Below are 21,457 nucleotides of genomic sequence, written 5' to 3' on the forward strand. Positions count from 1 at the left end.
GCTGCCGAGCAGTGCGAACAGTTCGTTCTTGGCGATGTTCAGACTGACGTTGTCGACAGCCGTGCTGTCGCCGAATTTCTTCACGACGTTTTCGATGCGGACGAATTCGTCCGATTTCGATTTTGTCGTCGCTGCGGGGCGGGCCATCTGGGTGGCGCCGGCTACGCTTTTTGATGTCGTCGAGTTCATGATGTAACCATTCCTTGCGGATCGCGAGCGCAAGTGTCTCCATACGAGGCCGGGAATCGGCTCGCAAGATGCGTCGCGATCGGAAAACATGGGACTGCGCGCAGGTGGACCTTAAAAGCACGCAGGCTGACTACTGTTACTGCCATTCATGCGCTCAGGGTTCGAGCGATCCCTGAGCGCGGAATCGATTCTTATTAATTTGCCATTAATTAATGGCCGGTTTTAAGCTGCGCCCAAAGACGGTTTTCAAGGCGCAGAATGTCGGTGGGCATCGGTTTCATGAGCGTCATCTTGCTCAATACTTCGTCACCCGGATAAACAGTTGTATCCTGTGCGACGCCCGGCGTGACGAACTGGCGCGCGGCCTTGTTCGCAGTCGGGTAGAACACTTCATTAGTGATCGCGGCGTTGACCTTCGGGTCTTCGATGTAATTGATCCACTTCAGCGCGGCTTCAGGATGCGGCGCGTCTTTCGGGATCACCATCACGTCGAACCACAGCAGACCGCCTTCCTTGACGTTCGAGAATTTCACCTGATACGAACGCTTGGCTTCAGCGGTACGGCGGCTTGCGATGCCCACGTCACCGGACCATGCCACGGCAACGCAGACGTCGTTGTTCGCGAGGTCGTTGATGTAGCCGGACGAATTGAATTGGGTGATATACGGGCGGACTTTCTTCAGCACTTCGAATGCGGCCTGATAGTCCGCGGGGTTCGTGCTGTTCGGGTCCTTATGCATGTATTGCAGCGTGGCGGCGAACACGTCGACCGCCTGGTCGAGGAACGACACGCCGCAGCCTTTCAGCTTTGACAGATTGGCCGGGTCGAACACGAGCGCCCAGCTATCGACCGGCGCATTCGCACCGAGTGCTTTCTGCACGGCCTGCACGTTGTAGCCGATACCGTCAGTACCGTATGCCCAAGGTACACCGTACTGATTGCCCGGATCCGCGTCGCTAATCATCTTCATCAGCACAGGGTCGAGGTTCGTGAGGTTCGGCAGCTTCGATTTGTCGAGCTTCATGTATACGCCGGCCTGAATCTGCTTGGCCATGTAGTTCGACGTCGGGACCACGATATCGTAACCGGAGCTGCCCGCGAGCAGTTTGGCCTGCAACGTATCATCGCTATCGTAGTTGTCGTACTTGACGTGGATGCTGCTCTGCTTCTCGAAGTTCGGAATCGTGTCCTTCGCGATGTAGTCGGACCAGTTGTAGACATTCAGTTCCGAATCGGCCGCAAGGGCCGGCGTAACCGACAACGCCGCAAAACCCGTGAAGGCGAGAAGCGCGGCCCCCGCGACCGCATGACGAAGATGACAAACGCTCATGGTTTTTTCCCTTGATGTGAAGAACCGGCATGAGCGCGTATCGTGGGTGTGCTCATGCCGGAACGAACTGCCGTTACGAAATGCCGAGTTGTTGTGCAGTCGCGTCGATGGCGTATTTGGCCTTCGAAACGATTTCGTCGATTTCCAGCTTGTTGATCACGAGCGGCGGCGACAGCAGCATCCGGTCGCCGGTGGCGCGCATGATGAGGTTGCCGTTGAAGCAGAAGTCGCGGCAGATCGTGCCGACGTCACCGCCATTGGCGAAACGCTTGCGCGTTTTCGGGTCTGCTGCGAGTTGCAGACCGGCCACCAGACCCGCGCCGGCGATTTCGCCGACGATCGGGTGATTGGCGAAGGTGTCGCGCAACTTCTTCTGGAAGTACGGACCCGTGTCGGTCTTGACACGTTCGACGATCTTCTCGTCGCGCAGCAGTTTCAGGTTGGCGAGCGCCACGGCCGCGGCCACCGGGTGGCCGGAGTAGGTAAGGCCGTGATTGAAGTCGCCGTGCTCGATGATGGCTTTGGCCACGCGGTCATGCAGACCGACCGCGCCCATCGGCACGTAACCGCTCGTCAGGCCCTTGGCCAGCGTGATCAGATCCGGCTCGAAACCGAAGTGCTGATGCGCGAACCATTCGCCGGTCCGGCCGAAGCCGCCGATCACTTCGTCGGCGACCAGCAGGATGTCGTACTTGCGGCAGATGCGCTGGATTTCCGGCCAGTACGTCGAGGCCGGGAAGATCACGCCGCCTGCGCCCTGGAACGGCTCGCCGATAAACGCGGCAACATTGTCCGCGCCGATTTCGAGGATCTTTGCTTCGAGTTGCTGCGCACGGGCCAGCGCGAATTCTTCCGGCGTCAGATTGCCTTGTGCTTCACCGAAGAAATACGGCTGGTCGATATGAACGATGTTCTCGACCTTCGAGGGCATCTGGTCGTGCATGTAGCCCATGCCGCCGAGCGTGCCGCCTGCAATCGTCGAACCGTGATAGCCGTTCTTGCGCGAGATGACGAACTTCTTCGAGTGCTTGCCTTGCGTCGCCCAGTATTGGTGGACGATGCGCAGCACGGTGTCGTTGCCTTCCGAACCACTGTTGCAATAGAAGAAGTGATTGAACGGTTCCGGCGCCAGTTCAGCGAGCATGGCCGACAGTTCGATCACCGGCGGATGCGTCGTCTTGAAGAAGGTGTTGTAGAAGGGCAGTTCCTGCATTTGCCGGTATGCGGCGTCGGCCAGTTCCTTGCGGCCATAACCGACGTTCACGCACCACAAACCCGCCATGCCGTCGATGATCTTGTTGCCTTCCGAATCCCACAGGTACACGCCTTGCGCTTTGACGATCACGCGGCTGCCGGCGCGATTGAGCGAACCCATGTCCGAAAACGGATGGATGTGATGGGCCGCGTCGAGGGCGCGGTATTCGGCGGTGCTGCGTTGTTGCGTGGCTTGTGCGCTTGCGGCGGTGCTGGGTTGCAGGGCCGGTTGCACGTAAGCGACTTCTTCTGTTCTGTAGCTCATACTGCCTCCAATTATTTCGCGTTTGCGGGCGACGTCGTGAATGAAGACCGTGAATCGGGCCTTAAACGTGCAGCAGCAAATGCCGGCGTTCCCACGAACTGATCACGCGGAAAAACGCTTCGTATTCGGTTTCTTTCAGTGCCAGGTAGGCCTTGACGAATTTCTCGCCGAGAATCTCGGCCATCGGTTCGCACGCGCCCATCAGCGTCAACCCCTCTTCCAGATTGCGCGGCAACTGGTAGGGCAACTCGTAACCGTCGCTGAGCAGCGGCTCGGTCGGCTGCAGATTTTGCGTCATGCCAACATAGCCGGCCGCCAGCGTCGCTGCGATCGCGAGATACGGATTGCAGTCCACACCCGGAATGCGGTTTTCGATGCGGCGCGCGGCCGGGCCCGAATGCGGAATCCGGAAACCCACCGTGCGGTTGTCGTAACCCCATGCCACGTTGATCGGCGCAGCCATGAAGCGCGACAGGCGGCGATACGAGTTGATGTACGGCGCGAAAATCGGCATCAGTGCCGGCGTGTACTTCTGCAGGCCGGCGATATAACCGGTGAAGAGCGAAGTCGGCTTGCCGTCCGCACCGGTGAACAGGTTGTGGCCGGTTTCCTCGTCCACGAGGCTCTGGTGCATGTGCATGGCCGAGCCCGGTTCGCCTTCCATCGGCTTGGCCATGAAGGTCGCGTACATCTTGTGGCGCAGCGCGGCTTCACGCACCGTGCGCTTGAACAGGAACACGCTGTCGGCAAGCTTCAGCGGATCGCCGTGCATGAAGTTGATTTCCATCTGCGCGGCGCCGACTTCGTGAATCAGCGTGTCGACTTCCAGTTCCTGCACCTCGCAGTATTCATAGATGTCTTCGAACAGCGGATCGAATTCGTTCACGGCTTCGATCGAATACGCCTGGCGTCCGGTCTCCGGGCGGCCCGTGCGACCGATGGGCGGTTGCAGCGGCAGATCCGGGTCCTTGTTCATGTCGACCAGATAGAACTCGAGCTCGGGCGCGATCACCGGCTTCCAGCCCTTGGCCTTGTAGAGTTCGAGCACGCGGCGCAGCACACGGCGCGGCGAGATCGCGACGGGCGTGCCGTCGAAGTGAACGCAATCGTGAATCACCTGGGCGGTCGGATCGACAGCCCACGGAATCATGCGGATGGTGCTGGCGTCGGGCACGCACACCATGTCCGGGTCGGTGACGCCGGTGAGCGTGCCGTCTTCCGGATAGTCGCCTGTGACGGTCTGAATCATCACCGCCTGCGGCAAGCGCATGGACTCGCCGGATTCGAACTTGCTGCGCGGAATGATCTTGCCGCGTGCGATCCCGGCCATATCCGGAATGATCGCTTCGATCTCGGTGACGCGGTTCTTCTTCAGGAAGTCGTCGATTTCATGCATGGTTATTCTCTCAGTTTTGGTGCGCAACCGGCTCAGGCATGCGTGGCAGCGGCGGATGCCGCGCCATAGCCGGCCTTGGTGCGCATTCGATCGCGGCAGGCTTCGCCGAAGGCGCGAAAGATCGCGGTGGACAGTGCGTCGCTGGCATGCTTCCATTCCGGGTGCCACTGCACACCCAGCGCGAAGGCACGCGCATCTTTCACACTGACCGCTTCGATCAATCCGTCCGGCGCGGTAGCTTCAGCCACCAGTCCCACGCCCAGCCGCTCGACGCCCTGACCGTGCAATGAATTCACACGCGCTTCATTCGTGCCGCCCGCGAGGCGCTGCAACAAGCCGCCCTCTGTCAGCGTGATCGAATGCGACGGTGCGTATTGCACGTCGAGGTCGTCTTCCTTGTTCTCGCGATGGTCGTTCAAGCCGGCCACCGCGTGAACGCTTTGATGCAACGTCCCGCCGAACACCACGTTCATTTCCTGGAAGCCCCGGCATACCGCCAGCACCGGCACGCCCGCGGCGATCGCCGCGTTCAGGAGCGGCAGCGTCGTCGCATCGCGTGCGGCGTCGTGCAGCGTGCCCGGCGCGCTGGGATGGCCACCGTAGCGGTGCGGCTCGACATTCGAGTAGCTGCCGGTAAACAGTAAGCCGTCTACGGCGTCCAGCACGTCCGCGGTGGACTGACGCTCGCCGAGCGCCGGCAGCAACATGGCCAGCGCGTGCGAGCCGTCCACGATCGCGGCGATGTACTTCTCGCCGGTGACGTGCGATGGGTGGACTCCCATCATCGTTCTGTCGGCGCTAATGCCGACCAGGGGTTTGTTTCGCATAACAGGTAGACGTGTATGTTCCCCGCGGGACGCGGCACGAACAACGTTAAACACAGCGCGGCACGATTCCGCAACCGGACGCAAGGCGTCAGGCCACCGGGTAGTGCAGGCGGCTCTCGTCAACTGAACGCGCCGCGCGTGATAGTCAGATAGGCCGTTCGATTCGATCCGCTGCGGTGCGCAACTCATCTGATCCGCAGAAACGCATGGGCGGCAGACGGCACCGCACATGCACGAACGCATGGCTCAAGAGAGCGCGCTCACGCAAACGGACAAATCGAACGGCAAAAAAGGGGGGAGGCGCTACGGCAGCAGCGAGGCGACTTCGTCCGTGCGCACGGCAATGAAGGCGCGCGCGGAGATAGAGTTGTGCCGTCGAACTGAACGACGGGACAGGATCGTGAAGACAGACAGGAAGCGGCGGAACGCAAGGCTGCCGTTGCTGCCGTCGGCGATGGCGCCGTCAGCGCGAGGACAACTCGCCTGACTTCGATTCCATCTCACCAAAGGGCCTCGGACTCTCACGATTACACTCGACTAGCGATGTTGAAAGTATTGAACGCTTGCTCGAAAAACGCACCGGGCGTTTAAAGAAACATTACGCTGGGATGACCGCCTCTGACCGATGCGAACTGGGTTCGCGGTATCAAAAAACACGCGTTTGTGTTTCGTGACGTCGGCATGACGATCGCCTGAGAACCATCGTATACGAGCCAATAATGCCGTCAAATCATTTTTATAAAAGAATTATCAGGGCTTTCCCGGGGGTGTCGCTGGAATCCCGGTCTGTGGGAACATTCGTTGCGCGCGTCATATTTCGGATTCCTTTCAGGGTTTTCCCCAGCGGCGCAACGATTAAAGTGATTAGAATATTCAACACTCGCGGGCAAATGTTGCCCGAGCTCACGCGCCCCGATCGTTTCCATGTCAGAGAACCTAGCGATGTCCATAGAAGTAGCGACCCGCCTGCAGTACATCCGTAAGAAGAATGGCCTGTCCCAGCGTGAACTGGCCAAACGGGCGGGAGTGACCAACGGCACGATCTCGTTGATCGAGCAGAACCGCGTGAGTCCGTCGGTGGGGTCATTGAAGAAGCTGCTCGAATGCATACCGATGAGTCTCGCCGAGTTCTTCACCTTTGAGGTCGAGGTGGAGCGCTCTGTCGTGTCGCGCCGCGCCGACATGCCGAATCTCGGCAATGAGTCGATCGAGTTCTACCTCGCGGGCTCGAGTGTAAAAGACCGCAACATGGGCATTCTGCGCGAGGTTTATCAGCCTCTGTCGGATACAGGGCCGGAAATGCTGGAGCACGAAGGGCACGAGGGCGGGGTGGTGGTCAGCGGTCAGATCGAACTGACGGTGGACGGCGTCACGTGGCTGCTCGACCCCGGGGACAGCTATTACTTCGAAAGCCGTCTACCGCATCGTTTTCGCAATCCCAGCGCGGAGCATCTCTGCGAGATCGTGTCGGCCAATTCGCCGCCCACGTTCTAAAGACTCCGCGCCAACGCGCCGCGACGCAGTTGCAAGCCGCCTGAAGTCGATGCCGGCGTGCGTCGAGCGCATAACATTGAGGCATCCTGATGGACAAGAAATCTCTCGCTTTCTGGCAAGACAAAGCCGCTACGCTTTCGATCGAAGGCCGTGCGTTTATCGACGGCGAGTACCGTGATGCCGCAGGCGGGCGCACCTTCGACTGCCTGAGCCCGATCGACGGCAAGCTGCTCGCCAGGGTCGCCGACAGCGGCGCGGCGGATGTCGACGCCGCCGTGGCAGCCGCACGCCGCGCGTTCGATGCCGGCGTGTGGTCCGGCCTCAATCCTCGTCAGCGCAAGGCGGTCCTGTTGCGCTGGGCCGCGTCGATCCGTGAACACATGGACGAACTCGCGCTGCTCGAAACACTGGATGCAGGCAAGCCGATCGCCGACACCACCACGGTGGACGTACCGGGCGCGGCCTATTGCGTCGAGTGGTTCGCCGAAGCGATCGACAAGGTCGGTGGCGAAGTCGCACCGGCCGATCATCACCTGGTGGGGCTCGTCACGCGCGAGCCGATCGGCGTGGTGGCCGCCGTGGTGCCGTGGAATTTCCCGATCCTGATGGCATCGTGGAAGTTCGGGCCGGCGCTTGCCGCCGGGAACAGCGTCGTGCTCAAGCCTTCGGAGAAGTCGCCGCTCACCGCGATCCGCCTCGCTCAGCTCGCGCTGGACGCGGGTATTCCCGCCGGCGTGTTCAACGTGGTGCCGGGTGCGGGCGAACCGGGCAAGCTGCTGGCGCTTCACCAGGACGTGGACTGTCTTGCCTTCACCGGCTCCACCAACGTCGGCAAACTGATCATGCAGTACGCCGGCCAGTCGAATCTGAAGCGCGTCTGGCTCGAACTCGGCGGCAAGTCGCCGAACATCGTGATGCCCGATTGCCCCGACCTCGACCGTGCAGCCAATGCGGCGGCCGGCGCGATCTTCTACAACATGGGCGAAATGTGCACTGCCGGCTCGCGCCTGCTGGTGCATCGCGACATCAAGGAGGTGTTCCTCGACAAGCTGATCGCCGCCGCGCGCAGCTATACGCCGGGTAACCCGCTCGATCCGCAAACCTCGATGGGCGCGATTGTCGATAACGTGCAACTCGAACGCGTGCTTGGTTATATCGAAGCGGGCCGCGCTGAAGCGAAGCTGCTGCTGGGCGGATCGCGCGTCAAGCAGGAAACCGGCGGCTTCTATATCGAACCGACCATCTTCGAGATCCCGGCTGCCGGTGCGAAGGTCGCTCGTGAGGAAATCTTTGGACCGGTGTTGTCGGTCATTACGTTCGACACGGTTGAAGAAGCGATCAGGATCGCTAATGACAGCGAATATGGTCTTGCCGCTGCCGTGTGGACGTCGAACCTGACCACCGCGCATGAAGTGTCGCGCAAGCTGCGTGCCGGTACGGTATGGGTCAATTGCTACGACGAGGGCGGGGATATGAATTTCCCGTTTGGCGGCTACAAACAATCGGGCAACGGCCGCGACAAGTCGTTGCACGCGCTGGAGAAGTACACCGAGCTGAAGTCCACGCTCGTGCGGCTGCGCTAAAGGATTCGCAAGCCAGCGCGGTGGCGTGCTGTCTAGGCGCCGTCGCGTTCCCAATGAATCCGGGGCCGGACGTTGCATGCATCACCAGGAAGCTTCGCGTGCAGCGCCGGCATGTTTATCAGGTATCAGGTCATCCATGACTGAACTCTTCTACGGCGACGGTGCGATCCGCCGTTCGTCGCTCTATGGCTCGTCGATCGAAAACACCTACGCGGGTGTCCTGTCGTTCATGCGCCGCAAATACACCCGCGATCTCGATGGCGTCGACGTCGTGGTCTCCGGCGTGCCGCTCGATCTGGCCACCACGTTCCGCTCCGGTGCGCGTCTCGGCCCCGCGGCGGTGCGCGCGGCGAGCGTGCAGTTGTCGGAGTTGCACCCGTATCCGTGGGGCTTCAATCCGTTCGACGACCTTGCCGTGACCGATTACGGCGACTGCTGGTTCGACGCGCACAATCCCATGACGATCAAGGAGTCGATCGTCGAGCACGCGCGCACGATCCTGCGCTCGGATGCGAAGATGCTGACGCTTGGCGGCGATCACTACATTACGTATCCCCTGCTGATTGCGCATGCGGAGAAGTATGGCAAGCCGCTCTCGCTGATTCATTTCGACGCCCACTGCGATACCTGGGCCGACGATAGTCCGGACAGCCTGAATCACGGCTCGATGTTCTACAAGGCGGTGAAAGACGGCTTGATCGATCCGAAGACCTCGGTGCAGGTCGGCATCCGCACGTGGAACGACGATTTTATGGGGATCAATATCCTCGATGCCGCGTGGGTCCACGAACATGGCGCGCGAGCGGCGGTGGAGCGGATCACGTCGATTGTCGGCGAGCGGCCCGCGTATCTGACCTTCGACATCGACTGTCTCGATCCGGCGTTCGCGCCAGGCACGGGTACGCCGGTGGCGGGCGGTTTGTCGTCGGCGCAGGGGCTGGCCATTGTGCGCGGGCTCGGTGCGTTGAATCTGGTGGGCGCGGATGTGGTGGAAGTGGCGCCCGCCTATGACCAGAGCGAGATCACGGCGATTGCCGCCGCGCATATCGCGTGCGATCTGTTGTGTCTCTGGCGGCAGCGGAAAGTGGCCGAACGCTAAGCGCGGCCAATCGGCTTGAACGTCACCCGGCGCAAGCCAGGCTCAACCCATCGACGACGATCGATCGGGGGCTGAGCCTGGATTGCGCCGGCCTTCGCGTAAGCCGAGCGTGTAGGCAACGAGCGCGCCGCTCATGATCGCGAGTTGCCACATCAGCATATCGCTGCCGCGCGCTTTCATGGCGAACCCGGCGATGAGCGGCCCCACGATGGAGCTCGCGGTGAAGGTGAGCGACACCAGCCGCATGTTGCGCGTGAGCGCGGCCTTGTGGCTGCATGCCGCCGCGACCATGCCGAGTGTGATGTACGCGCTGTTCATGCCGCCGAGCAGCAATGCGCTCGCGTCAGCGAGCCACGAGGCGGGAGGGGCGAGCGCGAAACCGCAAATCGCCAGCGTGCTGAGCGCGGCGCAGACGATCACCGTGGCGGCGAGCCCCGCGCGATCGGCGAACCAGCCGATCGGATACTGCAGCGCCATGCTGCCCACACCGAATAGCGTGAGCAGGGTGGCCGTCTGTGTGGTACTGAGGCCGTGGGCGTCGGCAAAGAGCGGGAAGAGGCCGTAGAGCGCGCCGTCACCGATACCGCCCGCCGCCACGACCACCATGCCGAGGCTGACCAGGGGGCCGATCGGGGCGCTTTTTTCAAGCCGGGTCTTTCGCGCAGGCCGTGCTGCCTGAACCGCCACGTGCCTATCGTCCGACGCGGTCAGCCACAGCGGAACGGCCGCGGCCAACGTAAAGGCCGCGCCGGCCGCGAACGTGATGCGTCCGTCGACTGCGCGCCACGCCGCCAGTGCCGGGCCGATGACACCTGCGGTGGCAATCAGCGCTTCGTGCACGCCCACTACACGGCCGCTCGACTCAGGCGGCACCAGACGGTAGAGCCACGTTTCATTGGCGATCCAGCGCAAGCCGATGCCGAACCCGGTCAACAGGCCAGGCACGAGCCACAACGGCCACCACAGCGCGTTCATCGTGACGAATGCAACAATTGTGGCGGCGAGACCCAGCGACACCGTGCGTTTCGCCCCAATGCGTTCCACCAGCCACGGCGCGATCAGCAGGCCGGCCAGCATGCCGGTCCATTGCGAGGCGGAGAAGAGGCCGGCGCGCGGTGCGTCGAGACCGCGATGGGCCAGCCATACGGGTAGCACCATGAAGCCGATGCCGAACTGGCCGATCTGCGAGAGTGCCGAGACCGTGGTCAGCGCGGCGATCGCCGGCCAGCGCACCGACGCGGCGGCATTCATGTGCTGCTCCGCGCGGGCATCGGCAGACCCTGTTCGCGGCATTCGACCGGGCAGCCGGCTTTCAGGCAGGGACCGTCGTCGCAGAGGCGGCATAGCTGCATGGCGTGTGCCGGATCGCGCGTCTCATGCCACAGGATCTTGATCAGCAGGCCTTCGAGCACCTCGCGCTCGCGCTCGTCGAGTTGCCCGACGATGCGTTGGAGTATCCGCTCGCGTGCCGTTTGCAGGCGTTTGGCTTCGCGCTTGCCGGAAGCGGTGAGGGCAAGCGCGACGGAACGTTTATCCGTGCCGGATTTCTTTTCGACGAGACCCGCGTCCACAAGGCCCGCTACGGCGCGGACCGCGGCCGGATGCGAAAGATCGACCGCCTCGCGCAATACTTCAATGGATGAATCGGGATATTGGCCGACTGCGTTGAGCATGGCGCGAGCAGTGGGACCCGCGAGCGCGGCCACGGCAGGCTGCGCGTTGACCTCGTCCGTGACCAGCAGGGCAAGCACGCCAAGCAGATTTTCTGTGCGCTGCGTCATAGGGGCACCTCAATGTGTGCAACATGCATATATGCATGTTGCACACATTGAGGGTGATGCGCAAGCGTTTTTTAATGCTGCTACATGGTGTTCTGGATGCGCGTTCAGTCGCCTCCGGGTTCCATCGTCACTTCGCTAATCTTGCCCGCACGGTGTACTCGCCCTCGTTGCCCTCATCTTCAGACAAATGGGCCATTGCCGTTTCGAAATCGGGCGGCAGCGGCTCGACCGGATAACCGCGTTTTTCCCACGCGTCGAGGCCGCCCTTGAGCGCGCGGACATGATGAATATTCTTTCGATGCAACTGATTGACGATCCGTTTGGCCGTTGCTTCGTTAGGGCAGACGCAGTAGACGACAATCGGCCGCTTCAGTAACTCGGGATGCAACGGCTCCGGCGAATCGAGATCCAGCAACTGCGCGCCCGCGATCCGGTGCGATTCCTTCGCGCGGATGCTGCGTGGTCGCGCATCGAGAATCAATGGTGGCTCATTGGATTTCATCAGATTGTCGAGCTGGTCCGGCGAGATGCGCACATGCGCGAGCCAGCGGCGAAACTGCCAGCGGCGCACACAGCGATAGAGGAGCACGGCCACGAAAATTGCCGCGAACGCGTCGAAAATCGTGCCGCCGTTATGGCGCACGAGCAGAACGAGTTGCACGATCTGATCGTGAAGCGCCGCGCCGCCGATCACCCAGACGCTGGCCCACAGCGCCGCGCCGGCAAAGTCCCACAGGAGAAATACGCCGACGCCGATCGCCGTGGTGCCGAGCAGCGGCGCCGAGATCAGACCGAGACCGGGCAGGAACTTCGCGACGGTAAGGATCGGCGCGCCGTATCGTTCATAGGTATTGCGTGCGACGCGCACGGTGGTGTCGAGTGAGAGCGAGAAGCGCACCAGTTGGTTCAGCAACCGCCGGCCGTATGCCCGCCCGGTGAAGAACCATAGCGAGTCCGCAATCAGCGTGGCGACGACGGCGGCGCCAATGACGCTGGCGTAAGAGGTTTGTCCCATCGCGGCCATGGTTCCGCCAAGGATCAGCATCGGTGCGGCTGGAACGGGCAGGCCGAGTTGCGTCACGAGCACGCTCATGAACACGGCCCAGACGCCCAGCGAAGGCGGAATAGCAACCGGAAAATGCCACACAACCACGCTCCTCGTGATGCAGTAAAGGGATTTGAAATAGCCGCGCCTGGTCAGCCTACGCCGCGAATGTGTCACACATGGCCGCTTTCTGCCGGATAGCGGGCGATCGCACCGGTTGTTCAGCGGACATGAGAGCACGTGCGTGAGACCCACGCCTGCGATCCATGGACTCTCCCGGTCTCCGAGAATTGATCCATCGAAAATATAGCATTACGTCCGTTCCCGGACGGCGAGTGAAGGGTATCCTTTTGGCGCATGCCGTGTATTTCTGCACGGTTGCTACAATCGTCATGCACACACCGATACAACGGAGACACCGCATGGCAACCCTTCAGCCGATTAGCCGTTACCCCGTGCCCGAGCCGGGCGAATGGCCGGACGACATCAAGGCCCGCATCCTCGAAGTGCAGGAGAAAGCCGGTTTTGTCCCGAACGTGTTTCTGACGCTGGCGCATCGGCCGGATGAATTCCGCGCGTTTTTTGCGTATCACGACGCGCTGATGCTGAAGGAGGGCGGCTTGAGCAAAGGCGAGCGCGAGATGATTGTTGTCGCCACGAGTGCGGTGAATCAGTGCCTGTATTGCGTGGTTGCGCACGGCGCGATTTTGCGCATTTACGAAAAGGCGCCATTGCTTGCGGATCAGGTAGCCGTCAATCATCGTAAGGCGGACATCACGGCGCGCCAGAAGGCGATGCTCGACTTCGCGCTGAAGGTCTGTCGCGAATCCGGCACGGTCGACGATGCCGATTTTCAGACCCTGCGCAAGCAGGGTTTTTCGGACGAAGACGTTTGGGATATCGCGGCCATCACGGCGTTTTTCGGTTTGTCGAACCGGATGGCCAACGTCATTTCAATGCGCCCGAACGACGAGTTCTATCTGATGGGGCGCGTGCCGAAGGCGGCGGCGGAAGCGCCGCGAAAATAGTTCTTCAGGCGCTCGCCGGCTCCGACCGGATTGCTGGCGTGCTGACGGTCTTGTCGTCGATCGGAAAGTGCAGCATCGCGGCGACGAGTCCGGCGGCGACCGTGGCTTCCCACAGCAGCGAATACGAACCGGTTAGATCGAACACCAGGCCGCCAAGCCACGCGCCGAGAAACGAGCCGATCTGGTGGCTCAGAAAGCAGACGCCAAAGAGGCTGCCGAGGTGTCGTGTGCCGAACACTTTCGCCACCAGCCCGCTCGTCAGCGGCACGGTGCCGAGCCAGGTCAGTCCCATCACGGCCGCGAAGACGACGACCGAGGTGGCGGTCTTCGGCAGCAGGAAGAACGTGCCGATCGTCACGCTTCGAATGAGGTAAAGCCAGCCGAGCACATGGTGCTGCCGGAACCGGCCGCCGAGCCAGCCGCACCCCCAACTGCCCGCCATGTTGAACAGGCCGATCAGCGCCAGCGCCGTGGCGCCCAGCCCGACCGGCATGTGGCAGAGCGTCAGATATTCGGGCAGATGGGTGGCGATGAACGCGAGTTGAAATCCACAGGTGAAGAAACCGAGCGTCAGGAGGCGATAGCCGCGATGCCGCACCGCCTGGGCGAGTACCTTGCGAAGCGGCGCGGCGGGCGGTTCCTGGACTCGCGTGCCGACACGTTGACGCCGGTCGAGCACGATGCCGAGCGGCGCGATCAGCAGCATCAGGAAGGCCAGCGCGAAGAGTGAGGTGGCAATGCCCGAGCTGAGCCGAATGCTCTGCGCAAGCGGGATCATCAACACCTGTCCTGCCGAGCCACCCGCGCTAACAATGCCCATCGCCATGCTGCGTTTTTCCGGCGACGCGATGCGGCCGACTGCCGGCAACACCACGCCGAACGTCGTGCAACTGATGCCGATCCCGACCAGCAGACCCATGCCGACGATCAGCATCGGACCCGACGGCGCGACCGCCGCGATGCCCAGGCCGGCTGCGAATGTCGTCGCGCCGAAGGCGACCACAGGCGCCGAACCATAACGGTCCGCGGCGGCACCCGCGAACGGTTGCGCGAAACCCCACACCAGATTGTGCAGCGCGATGGCGAAAGCGATCAGCGTGACGGGCAGGCCGCGGTCGAATGAAAACGGTCCGATGAAGAGGCCGAAGGTCTGGCGGATACCCATGGCCGCGCTCAGAATCAGCGCGCCGGCGACGATCACGAGCGTCGTCTGATTGAACGGGAAAGCGAAGCGTTTGCTGTGGGTGGTGGACATGGTTCTGATCTCCTTCGACACCATGGTCGCAGCGAGCGTCAGAAGCGGCAAAAGAAAAGATTTTGACGACAGGTGAGCGTAGTTCACCTGTTCGAGTTGAGTGCGGGGCTCAGTGTGCGGCGTGGCGCGATTCCGCGGCGTCGCCATCGGGTGGAGTGTCAAACGGCTCAGCCTCGTCGAGCAGCCACCGCTTGAAGTCGAACAGTTCCGGGCGCTGCACCGCGCTTTCCGCGTTCTGCGCGCTCACCAGCCAATAAGCCGTGGAAGAGGTGACCGTTTGTGGACAGGCTTCGACGAGTGCGCCGCTTGCGAGATCGCGGTCCACCAGCGGCCGTCTGCCGAGGGCGAGGCCGAGTCCCATGCTCGCGGCCTCGAAGGCGAGCTGGATCGTGTCGACGCGCAAGCCATCGGTCAGGTCGATGCCGTCGATTCCGGTCCCGTCGAGCCATGCCTGCCAGTCCTCGCTGGCCGAGTTCACGTGAATGAGCGTCGCGTGGCGCGGATCGACGTTGCCGTGCTCGTCGCGCAGCGTGTCCACATAGGCGGGGCTGCCCACCGGTACCAGGCGTTCGCCGAACAGGCGCGTCCAGGCGCTCCCCGCGACCGGGGCGCGGCTCAGGCGAATGGCGAAATCGAAACCGTCTACCGGAAAGCCGACCTGACGGTGCGACGTATCGACGGTGACGTTCGCATCCGGCCAGCGCGAGCGAAAAGCGGCGAGGCGCGGCAGCAGCCAGCGCGAGGCCAGCGTGGGGGCGCAACTCAGCGCGATCGGGCGATTTGCGCGGTGATTCGGCAGACGCTGCGTGCCGATCGCGATCAGCGAAAACGCTTCGGATACGTACGACAGATAATCGGCGCCCGCCGCCGTGAGTGAAATGCCACGCGGCTCGCGCACGAATAGGTCGATGCCAAGTGACTGTTCAAGGCCAACGATCCCGTGACTGATCGCGCTTGGCGTGACGTTCAGTTCCGCGGCGGCGAGCTTGAAACTCTGGTGCCTGCCGGCCGCCTCGAAGAAACGAAGCGCTGGCAGGGGTGGCAGGCGAAGCGGCATGATCCATCCCCAAGGGCGGCGCGGCGGGCGCCATGACGGTGCGATAGCGCGCCGGCGCGCGCAGGCTGTTTCGCGCAAGGATACCTTGCAATAGGGTTTCGATTGTTCTCTGGGGGGTGTCCACGTTCGGTCCGTATGTTGAACGGAGCCGCTCGAACGCTGCCGCGACAGCGACCGGTATCCGAAGCTGGAGTGGGTGTCTGCCGCGCTAGTCCCGTCGTGCCATGCGCCTGTGTCTTGCCTGTGTTTTGCCCGTGTTGTGCCGACTCGCGGGCGGCATGGGGAGGCGGGCGCCTAGGTCGTGACGACGTGATCCGGCCTGTGCGCCGGTTGCAAGTAGCTTGAAACGGCGCTCGCCCGCATCGGTCTGCCGAACAGATAGCCCTGCATTGCGCGGGCGCCCAGCGCTTTGACGACGTCGGCTTGCGATGACGTTTCGAGTCCTTCCACAATGCATTCGAGTCCGAGGTTCCTGCACAGATCGAGCACCGACTTGACGATTTTCTTCGACGCGCTGTTGGAATCCACGTCGGTCATGAAGCTGCGGTCGATCTTGATCGTATCGAAGGGCAGGCGATGCACATAGCTGAGGCTCGAATAACCGGTGCCGAAATCGTCGAGCGAGACGCGGCAACCGGCCTGCTTGATCATCGTGAGCGAGCAGTGGGCCTGTTCGAAATCACGGGTCACCGCGGTTTCCGTGATTTCAAAGTTCACGTGATGCGCGGGCACACCGCTGCCCAACACGATATCGATCAGGCGGCGAGCACGCGGCGATGTCGAAATATCGACCGCGGAGAGATTGAACGACAGATAGAGATCGGACGGCCAGCGAGATACTTCATCGAGCGCTTTGCGCAGCAACACCTCAGTGACGCGCAGAATCAGTTCGGTACGCTCGGCAATCCGAATGAATTCCTCCGGCTTGACCGCGCCTAAGCGCTCGTTGTGCCATCGCCCGAGCGCCTCCATGCCGATGGTGCGTTGCGCGAGCACGTCGTAGATCGGCTGAAACTCGAGGAACAGTTCAGATTCCAGGTCCGCATGGCGGAGCTCCTGGGCGACGAGACTCGAGCGGCGGATCCGCGTCTCATGCTCCGTCGAAAAGATCACCGGCGTGCCGCGGCGGCCTTCTTTGCCGACGTATAAGGCCGCGTCGGCGCGTTCGAAAACCTGCTGCACCGTCTTGCCCGCTTCCGGAAACGCTGCCCAGCCGATCGTTCCCGTCAGTTCGGCGACATTGCCGGCCACCCGATACGGCTGGCTGAGCGCTTCGCAAATACGTTCACCCAACTCGACGAGCGTCTCGTTCGCCAGTTTGTGCTGCGCCAGCACGCCGAACTCGTCGCCGCCGAGGCGCGCGAAGAAAATGCCGGGCTCGGCGAGCGCCAGCAGTCTCTCGCCGACCTCCTGCAGCACGAGATCGCCGCTTGCATGGCCGTAGATATCGTTGACCTGTTTGAAGCCGTCGAGATCGATCAACCCGACGTTGAAGCCGCCGCCAATGCCGAGTGCCTGTTCCGATAGCGCGCGCAGCGAGGCGAAGAAGCTGCGCCGGTTGGGCAGGTCGGTCAGGCTGTCGATGCTCGCGAGCCGAAAGTTGTCGTCACTCAGTCTTTGCGTGTTCTGCTGGCTCACCTGCAATTCGCGCTGCGCGTGCACGACACCCGCGAAACCCCGGTAATACAGTTCGATGATGAAGGCGAGTGCGACACCGACCAGTGTCATGTCGACAGCCATCGCGATGAAGACGGAAGAGCGCGTGAAAACCAGAAACGTCCCAAAACTTAGGATAACGATTGAGAGCAGAAGCAGGGCCGCTGCTCGCAGATGCATCAGGCAGAACACGCAACCGAAGAGCGTCGTCGCCATGTAAAACGCGACTTGGGCCTGCTCGTAGGCGGAGCCGTAGCGAAACAGCAGAAGCGACCAACTGCTGAAGGCGACGCCGAAGATGCCCGTGAGCCAGATCAGCTTGCGCAGTTCGGGTACGGCCTTATCGTGCGTCAAAACCCGATGCCGGACCCGCCACCAGCGCACGCAGCGGATGATGCACAGCGTGCAGAGCGCGCCGGGGAAATAGATCGACAACGACGCCGGCGCCGATCCCAGGTGCGTCACGGCGACAGCTAGCGTGTTGACTAGCAGCATGAAATAGAGCAGCGGTATCTGGCGGCCGAATGCCTGGAGCTGCGAGCGCACGAGTTCAGGGTCGCCTTCCGCGACCGATAGCGCTTCCCTCAATCTGGCTAGCCGAACCATACCCGTCCCTGTAACGTTTGCGCTGCACACGCAGCTTTGTATATCGGCAGCGTCGGCGAGACCTTGAGGGCGGTTTCGGTGGAAATGAAGCGCGCGCGTTGAATGAGCGGTAATTACGCCCGGCGAGCGAGTCGGTCACGAGTCATTTATGCCGTACCCGCTTGCGCGAGATCTGCCGATTGGCGGCGTAACGACCTAGCGGGGTGGCCGGGTTTGCAGTGGGGATCGGCGTGACTCAGGGGGTATCGCTGGCTGCCGAGGCGGCAGAGGAGCATGCGGCGAGCATCGCGCTTGTTGCAATATTGAGAATTTCGATTGTCATATTTCTCCCGGTTTTTTTTATTATTGAGCGCGGTGCAGTGCTGAATGCCGAATCTTTGCAATCGCCCATAAGATCGCAAAAAAGCGCGGCTGCCGTTCATTTGCCACCGCTAAAGCACTGAAATTGCAACGGATTGTGATACGCCGCGGGTGGCCGTAAAGCGGGAGAAATACGTAAGCGCGCGATTCTTATGGCACTTTGGGACAAAAAATCGTCAAATTGCCGCTGGGCGGGAGATACAAGGCTTACACCCAAGGTTTGCGCGAATATGCGCCTATGCGTTAGTGTGTCGGTCCCGGCGTAACAGATGTGGCGCCGGTTCCATGAATTACCAAACGGGAAGTGCTATGAACAAACAGGAACTGATTGATGCAGTCGCCGCAGCGACGGGCGAAAGCAAAGCGGCCACCGGCCAAACTATCGACGCGATCGTCGAAGCGGTGACCAAAGCCGTGGTGGGTGGTGATACGGTGCAACTGGTCGGTTTCGGTTCTTTCTCGACCGGCGCGCGCGCCGCACGCGTGGGTCGCAATCCGTCGACCGGTGCTGAAATCCAGATCGCTGCAGCCAAGACGGTGAAGTTCACCGCCGGCAAGGCATTCAAGGAAGCCGTCAACGCGTCGTAATGCAACGCGCCTCGCGCCGGAGTATCCACGCGCGTTGCTGTAGCGCGCGTTGCCCGATGCCTCGGGCGTGAGGAATCACGCGCTGCCCAATCCCGGTGAGGGTGTTTGATCGGTGGTTGGTGCGGCGCGTGCGGTGCACATTGGTGCGCGCTGTTGCATGTTGGTGCGTATCAGTGCCTATCGGTGCGTGTCGGTGCGCATGCCGTCGTTGCCTGCTTCTGCTTTTGCGTCATGCACGCTCGCCTCCCGGCCGTTGGTTCCGGTTGTTGGTTGGGCGAGATCGTGCAGGCCGCGTCGGCGAGTTCAGCCCGCGCGTCGTTTTTGGGTTGCTTCGGCCAAGGTTTCGAGAACCGGTTCGGTTTGCGCCCAGCTCACGCAGGCGTCCGTAATCGATACGCCGTAACGCAGCGGCACACCGGCTTTCAGATCCTGACGGCCTTCTTCCAGATGACTTTCCAGCATGACGCCGATGATGCGGCGCTCGCGCTCTGAGAGTTGCCGTGCCAGATCCTGCACCACCTCCAATTGACGCAAATGCGATTTGCCTGAGTTCGCATGTGAACAGTCGATCATGACCTGCTCGCGCAGGCCTGCCGATTTGAGCGCCGCGCTGGTTGCTTCGACTGAAGCGCTGTCGTAATTCGGCCCTTTCTTGCCGCCGCGCAAGATAACGTGTGCGTCGTCATTGCCACGTGTCTCGAAGATTGCCGCCATCCCCATCTTGGTCATACCCATGAACGCGTGACTCGCGCGCGCCGCAACGATTGCGTCCGCCGCGATTTGCACACCGCCGTCCGTGCCGTTCTTGAAGCCGATCGGGCAGCTCAACCCCGATGCAAGCTGCCGGTGACTCTGGCTCTCCGTTGTGCGCGCGCCAATCGCACCCCACGCGATCAGATCCGCGATGTATTGCGGACTGAGCAGGTCGAGAAATTCGGTAGCCGTGGGCAGGCCGAGCCCGTTGATGTCGAGCAGCAGTTGCCGTGCGAGACGCAACCCCTCGTTGATGCGGAAACTGCCGTCGAGACGCGGGTCGTTGATATAGCCTTTCCAGCCTACCGTTGTACGCGGCTTTTCGAAGTAGACCCGCATGACGATCCGCAGATCGTCCTTGTAGGTCTGTGCTGCGACCTTGAGCTTACGGGCGTATTCGATCGCCTGGTCGTGGTCGTGAATGGAACACGGGCCCACAACCATCACGAGCCGGTCGTCACGGCCGTGCAGAATGTCGGCGATTTCCGCGCGGGTTTTCTCGACGAGCGTCTGCACCGACGGCGGCACGGGCAATTCGTCCTGCAGCAGGGCGGGGGAAATCAGCGGACGTACCGCGCCGATACGAACGTCGTCGATGCGCGTGGTGTCCTGGGTGGCGTCGGCCGAGCCGACTTCCTGATCGTGCAGGGGGTTGTCGATGGCGCTCAAAATATTCTCCCGGACCTTGTTTGTGGGGTGGCCTCACGGCCTGAATGGGTGAGTGCCGGTGCGTTGGTTAGCTGCCGGGATTATGACACTCGCGCGTGCGGGCCGGACGACCGTTATTCGAGCCGTTTGATCAGCGCCATGGCGGCGGCCGGATTGCGTTCCTTGAAGCCGCTGATGACGTAGAGGTAGACGTCGCGCGCCGTGGTTTTTTCTGGGGCCGCGGCGGATGATTCCAGGTCGTCCGGCGTGGTACCTGCGGCGAGTTGGCGGGCGCGTTCGATCCAGGCGTCGAGGGCCTGGGTTGAATAGCCTTTGGCCTGTTTATCGCTTGTACCCATGATGCGGGCGTAGACGAATGGCGCGGTGATGTCGGCGATTTGCGGGTACTCGCTGTCCGCGGCCAGCACGACGGCGACTTTGTACTTTCTGGCTAGCGCGATGAATTCGGGGGTCTTGAAGGTGTCGTTGCGGACTTCGATTGCGTGTCTTAGTTTTTGGCCTTCTATGCTGGCGGGCAGCAATTTCAGGAAGGCTTCGAAGTCTTCCGGGTCGAACTTTTTGGTGGTCGCGAATTGCCAGTTGATCGGGCCCAGTTTCTGTTTGAGCAGCAGCACGCCGCTCGCGAAGAAGCGTTCGATGGTTTCGTTGGCGTCGGCCAGGACCTTTCTGTTTGTTGCGTAGCGGGGGGCTTTTAGCGAGAAGACGAAATCTTCCGGGGTTTCCTGATACCACTTTTCGTAGCTTGCCGGTTTTTGCAAGCCGTAGAAGGTGCCGTTGATTTCTATCGAGGTGAGGGTCTTGCTCGCGTATTCGAGTTCGCGGCTTTGCGTGAGGTCTGACGGGTAGAAGGTGCCTCGCCAGGGGGCATAGGTCCAACCGCCTATGCCGATTCGGATTTTGCCGGTTTTGGAGGAGGGCATTTTTGGGGCCTTTTTGGGTGGCTTTGCCGGGAGTGTAGATTAGCGTATTTGGGTGTTTGCCTGCTCGGCGGTTTGTTTGGGTTTTTATTGTGTTGGCCTTTCCTTGATTTCTTATTGGTCTATTAGCGTTCCCCCTGTGCGGGGGGCACCTACTTTTCTTTGCCTGCCGCAAAGAAAAGTAGGCAAAAGAAGAGGGTGTAATTAGTTTTGTGTAAACGGTCATTTGGCAGGAGACTGCCAGTAACAGGAGCGACGATGACCGTAGCGAAACGCAACAAACGAGTGAAACCCGATCCTGAGC

19 protein-coding genes and 1 pseudogene are annotated in these 21,457 nt (G+C 61.6%); 6 read left to right on the forward strand and 14 right to left on the reverse strand.

What is annotated here, in order from left to right; translation table 11 throughout:
• The 6 genes and pseudogenes from KHO23_RS34330 to KHO23_RS35735 form a co-directional block, all read right to left on the reverse strand.
• Positions 1 to 189 (reverse strand): annotated as a pseudogene (locus tag KHO23_RS34330) (polyamine ABC transporter ATP-binding protein); the annotation flags it as partial.
• 209 nt (positions 190 to 398) lie between these two features.
• A complete protein-coding gene (locus KHO23_RS34335; RefSeq protein WP_211617466.1) occupies positions 399 to 1,520 on the reverse strand; it encodes a polyamine ABC transporter substrate-binding protein in 1,122 nt (373 codons plus the stop codon).
• Between the two features lie 73 nt (positions 1,521 to 1,593).
• Positions 1,594 to 3,039, reverse strand: coding sequence for an aspartate aminotransferase family protein (locus KHO23_RS34340; RefSeq protein ID WP_211617468.1), 1,446 nt, complete (start codon positions 3,037 to 3,039; stop codon positions 1,594 to 1,596).
• Between the two features lie 61 nt (positions 3,040 to 3,100).
• The gene (locus tag KHO23_RS34345; RefSeq protein WP_211617469.1) at positions 3,101 to 4,435 is read right to left on the reverse strand and encodes a glutamine synthetase family protein; all 1,335 of its coding nucleotides are present in this window, start codon (positions 4,433 to 4,435) and stop codon (positions 3,101 to 3,103) included.
• 32 nt (positions 4,436 to 4,467) lie between these two features.
• The gene (locus KHO23_RS34350; RefSeq protein ID WP_211617471.1) at positions 4,468 to 5,262 is read right to left on the reverse strand and encodes a gamma-glutamyl-gamma-aminobutyrate hydrolase family protein; all 795 of its coding nucleotides are present in this window, start codon (positions 5,260 to 5,262) and stop codon (positions 4,468 to 4,470) included.
• A 303-nt stretch (positions 5,263 to 5,565) separates the two neighbouring features.
• Positions 5,566 to 5,787 carry a hypothetical protein gene (locus KHO23_RS35735; RefSeq protein ID WP_171983793.1) on the reverse strand — a complete coding sequence of 74 codons (222 nt, stop codon included), beginning with the start codon at positions 5,785 to 5,787 and terminating at the stop codon, positions 5,566 to 5,568.
• Between the two features lie 417 nt (positions 5,788 to 6,204).
• Here KHO23_RS35735 and KHO23_RS34355 point away from each other — a divergent pair, with 417 nt between their 5' ends.
• From KHO23_RS34355 to speB, 3 genes are all read left to right on the forward strand, one after another.
• Complete coding sequence (locus tag KHO23_RS34355; protein ID WP_054042828.1) at positions 6,205 to 6,756, forward strand: cupin domain-containing protein; 552 nt, start codon at positions 6,205 to 6,207, stop codon at positions 6,754 to 6,756.
• An 89-nt stretch (positions 6,757 to 6,845) separates the two neighbouring features.
• Positions 6,846 to 8,339 (forward strand): aldehyde dehydrogenase, encoded by a 1,494-nt coding sequence (locus tag KHO23_RS34360; RefSeq protein ID WP_211617473.1) that lies wholly within the window; start codon positions 6,846 to 6,848, stop codon positions 8,337 to 8,339.
• Positions 8,340 to 8,475: 136 nt separating this feature from the next.
• Positions 8,476 to 9,438: an agmatinase gene (gene speB / locus KHO23_RS34365; RefSeq protein ID WP_211617475.1), complete on the forward strand. Its 963-nt coding sequence runs from the start codon at positions 8,476 to 8,478 to the stop codon at positions 9,436 to 9,438.
• 42 nt (positions 9,439 to 9,480) lie between these two features.
• On the opposite strand, the gene KHO23_RS34370 is transcribed toward speB, so the two are convergent.
• The 3 genes from KHO23_RS34370 to KHO23_RS34380 all read right to left on the reverse strand — a co-directional run bounded on the left by KHO23_RS34370 (position 9,481) and on the right by KHO23_RS34380 (position 12,366).
• Entirely contained in the window at positions 9,481 to 10,689 is a 1,209-nt protein-coding gene (locus KHO23_RS34370; protein WP_211617476.1) for an MFS transporter, read from the reverse strand.
• Positions 10,686 to 11,219, reverse strand: a complete 534-nt coding sequence (locus KHO23_RS34375; RefSeq protein ID WP_211617477.1) for a MarR family winged helix-turn-helix transcriptional regulator — start codon at positions 11,217 to 11,219, stop codon at positions 10,686 to 10,688. Before KHO23_RS34375 ends, KHO23_RS34370 begins: the two co-directional genes overlap by 4 nt.
• Positions 11,220 to 11,346: 127 nt before the next feature.
• On the reverse strand, positions 11,347 to 12,366 hold the full coding sequence (locus KHO23_RS34380) for a VTT domain-containing protein (RefSeq protein WP_211617478.1): 1,020 nt from the start codon (positions 12,364 to 12,366) through the stop codon (positions 11,347 to 11,349).
• 320 nt (positions 12,367 to 12,686) lie between these two features.
• Here KHO23_RS34380 and KHO23_RS34385 point away from each other — a divergent pair, with 320 nt between their 5' ends.
• The gene (locus KHO23_RS34385; protein WP_211617479.1) at positions 12,687 to 13,292 is read left to right on the forward strand and encodes a peroxidase-related enzyme; all 606 of its coding nucleotides are present in this window, start codon (positions 12,687 to 12,689) and stop codon (positions 13,290 to 13,292) included.
• A 4-nt stretch (positions 13,293 to 13,296) separates the two neighbouring features.
• Here the strand turns inward: KHO23_RS34385 and KHO23_RS34390 are convergent, their stop codons facing one another.
• The 3 genes from KHO23_RS34390 to KHO23_RS34400 form a co-directional block, all read right to left on the reverse strand.
• Complete coding sequence (locus KHO23_RS34390) at positions 13,297 to 14,547, reverse strand: MFS transporter (RefSeq protein ID WP_211617480.1); 1,251 nt, start codon at positions 14,545 to 14,547, stop codon at positions 13,297 to 13,299.
• 109 nt (positions 14,548 to 14,656) lie between these two features.
• Positions 14,657 to 15,604, reverse strand: a complete 948-nt coding sequence (locus KHO23_RS34395) for a LysR substrate-binding domain-containing protein (protein WP_211617481.1) — start codon at positions 15,602 to 15,604, stop codon at positions 14,657 to 14,659.
• Positions 15,605 to 15,898: 294 nt separating this feature from the next.
• Entirely contained in the window at positions 15,899 to 17,866 is a 1,968-nt protein-coding gene (locus tag KHO23_RS34400) for a putative bifunctional diguanylate cyclase/phosphodiesterase (RefSeq protein ID WP_211617482.1), read from the reverse strand.
• 203 nt (positions 17,867 to 18,069) lie between these two features.
• Between KHO23_RS34400 and KHO23_RS34405 the strand changes: the two genes are divergently transcribed.
• Positions 18,070 to 18,309: a hypothetical protein gene (locus tag KHO23_RS34405; protein WP_211617483.1), complete on the forward strand. Its 240-nt coding sequence runs from the start codon at positions 18,070 to 18,072 to the stop codon at positions 18,307 to 18,309.
• A 226-nt stretch (positions 18,310 to 18,535) separates the two neighbouring features.
• Positions 18,536 to 18,814: an HU family DNA-binding protein gene (locus tag KHO23_RS34410; protein WP_006049832.1), complete on the forward strand. Its 279-nt coding sequence runs from the start codon at positions 18,536 to 18,538 to the stop codon at positions 18,812 to 18,814.
• Between the two features lie 303 nt (positions 18,815 to 19,117).
• On the opposite strand, the gene KHO23_RS34415 is transcribed toward KHO23_RS34410, so the two are convergent.
• Together KHO23_RS34415 and KHO23_RS34420 are read right to left on the reverse strand one after the other, a co-directional pair.
• Positions 19,118 to 20,236, reverse strand: coding sequence for a 3-deoxy-7-phosphoheptulonate synthase (locus KHO23_RS34415; protein WP_328822023.1), 1,119 nt, complete (start codon positions 20,234 to 20,236; stop codon positions 19,118 to 19,120).
• Positions 20,237 to 20,349: 113 nt separating this feature from the next.
• A complete protein-coding gene (locus KHO23_RS34420) occupies positions 20,350 to 21,156 on the reverse strand; it encodes a DUF72 domain-containing protein (protein WP_211617484.1) in 807 nt (268 codons plus the stop codon).
• Between the last annotated feature and the right edge of the window lie 301 nt (positions 21,157 to 21,457).

The sequence above is a fragment of the Paraburkholderia haematera genome (assembly GCF_905220975.1).
Classification (GTDB): Bacteria; Pseudomonadota; Gammaproteobacteria; order Burkholderiales; family Burkholderiaceae; genus Paraburkholderia; species Paraburkholderia haematera.

Bases quoted from the DNA above. Each gene is read 5' to 3' on its own strand.
- KHO23_RS34335 (WP_211617466.1), bottom strand. From the start codon at position 1,520: ATGAGCGTTTGTCATCTTCGTCATGCGGTCGCGGGGGCCGCGCTTCTC.
- KHO23_RS34340 (WP_211617468.1), bottom strand. From the start codon at position 3,039: ATGAGCTACAGAACAGAAGAAGTCGCTTACGTGCAACCGGCCCTGCAA.
- KHO23_RS34345 (WP_211617469.1), bottom strand. From the start codon at position 4,435: ATGCATGAAATCGACGACTTCCTGAAGAAGAACCGCGTCACCGAGATC.
- KHO23_RS34350 (WP_211617471.1), bottom strand. From the start codon at position 5,262: ATGCGAAACAAACCCCTGGTCGGCATTAGCGCCGACAGAACGATGATG.
- KHO23_RS34355 (WP_054042828.1), top strand. From the start codon at position 6,205: ATGTCCATAGAAGTAGCGACCCGCCTGCAGTACATCCGTAAGAAGAAT.
- KHO23_RS34360 (WP_211617473.1), top strand. From the start codon at position 6,846: ATGGACAAGAAATCTCTCGCTTTCTGGCAAGACAAAGCCGCTACGCTT.
- speB (WP_211617475.1), top strand. From the start codon at position 8,476: ATGACTGAACTCTTCTACGGCGACGGTGCGATCCGCCGTTCGTCGCTC.
- KHO23_RS34370 (WP_211617476.1), bottom strand. From the start codon at position 10,689: ATGAATGCCGCCGCGTCGGTGCGCTGGCCGGCGATCGCCGCGCTGACC.
- KHO23_RS34375 (WP_211617477.1), bottom strand. From the start codon at position 11,219: ATGACGCAGCGCACAGAAAATCTGCTTGGCGTGCTTGCCCTGCTGGTC.
- KHO23_RS34385 (WP_211617479.1), top strand. From the start codon at position 12,687: ATGGCAACCCTTCAGCCGATTAGCCGTTACCCCGTGCCCGAGCCGGGC.
- KHO23_RS34390 (WP_211617480.1), bottom strand. From the start codon at position 14,547: ATGTCCACCACCCACAGCAAACGCTTCGCTTTCCCGTTCAATCAGACG.
- KHO23_RS34395 (WP_211617481.1), bottom strand. From the start codon at position 15,604: ATGCCGCTTCGCCTGCCACCCCTGCCAGCGCTTCGTTTCTTCGAGGCG.
- KHO23_RS34400 (WP_211617482.1), bottom strand. From the start codon at position 17,866: ATGGTTCGGCTAGCCAGATTGAGGGAAGCGCTATCGGTCGCGGAAGGC.
- KHO23_RS34410 (WP_006049832.1), top strand. From the start codon at position 18,536: ATGAACAAACAGGAACTGATTGATGCAGTCGCCGCAGCGACGGGCGAA.
- KHO23_RS34420 (WP_211617484.1), bottom strand. From the start codon at position 21,156: ATGCCCTCCTCCAAAACCGGCAAAATCCGAATCGGCATAGGCGGTTGG.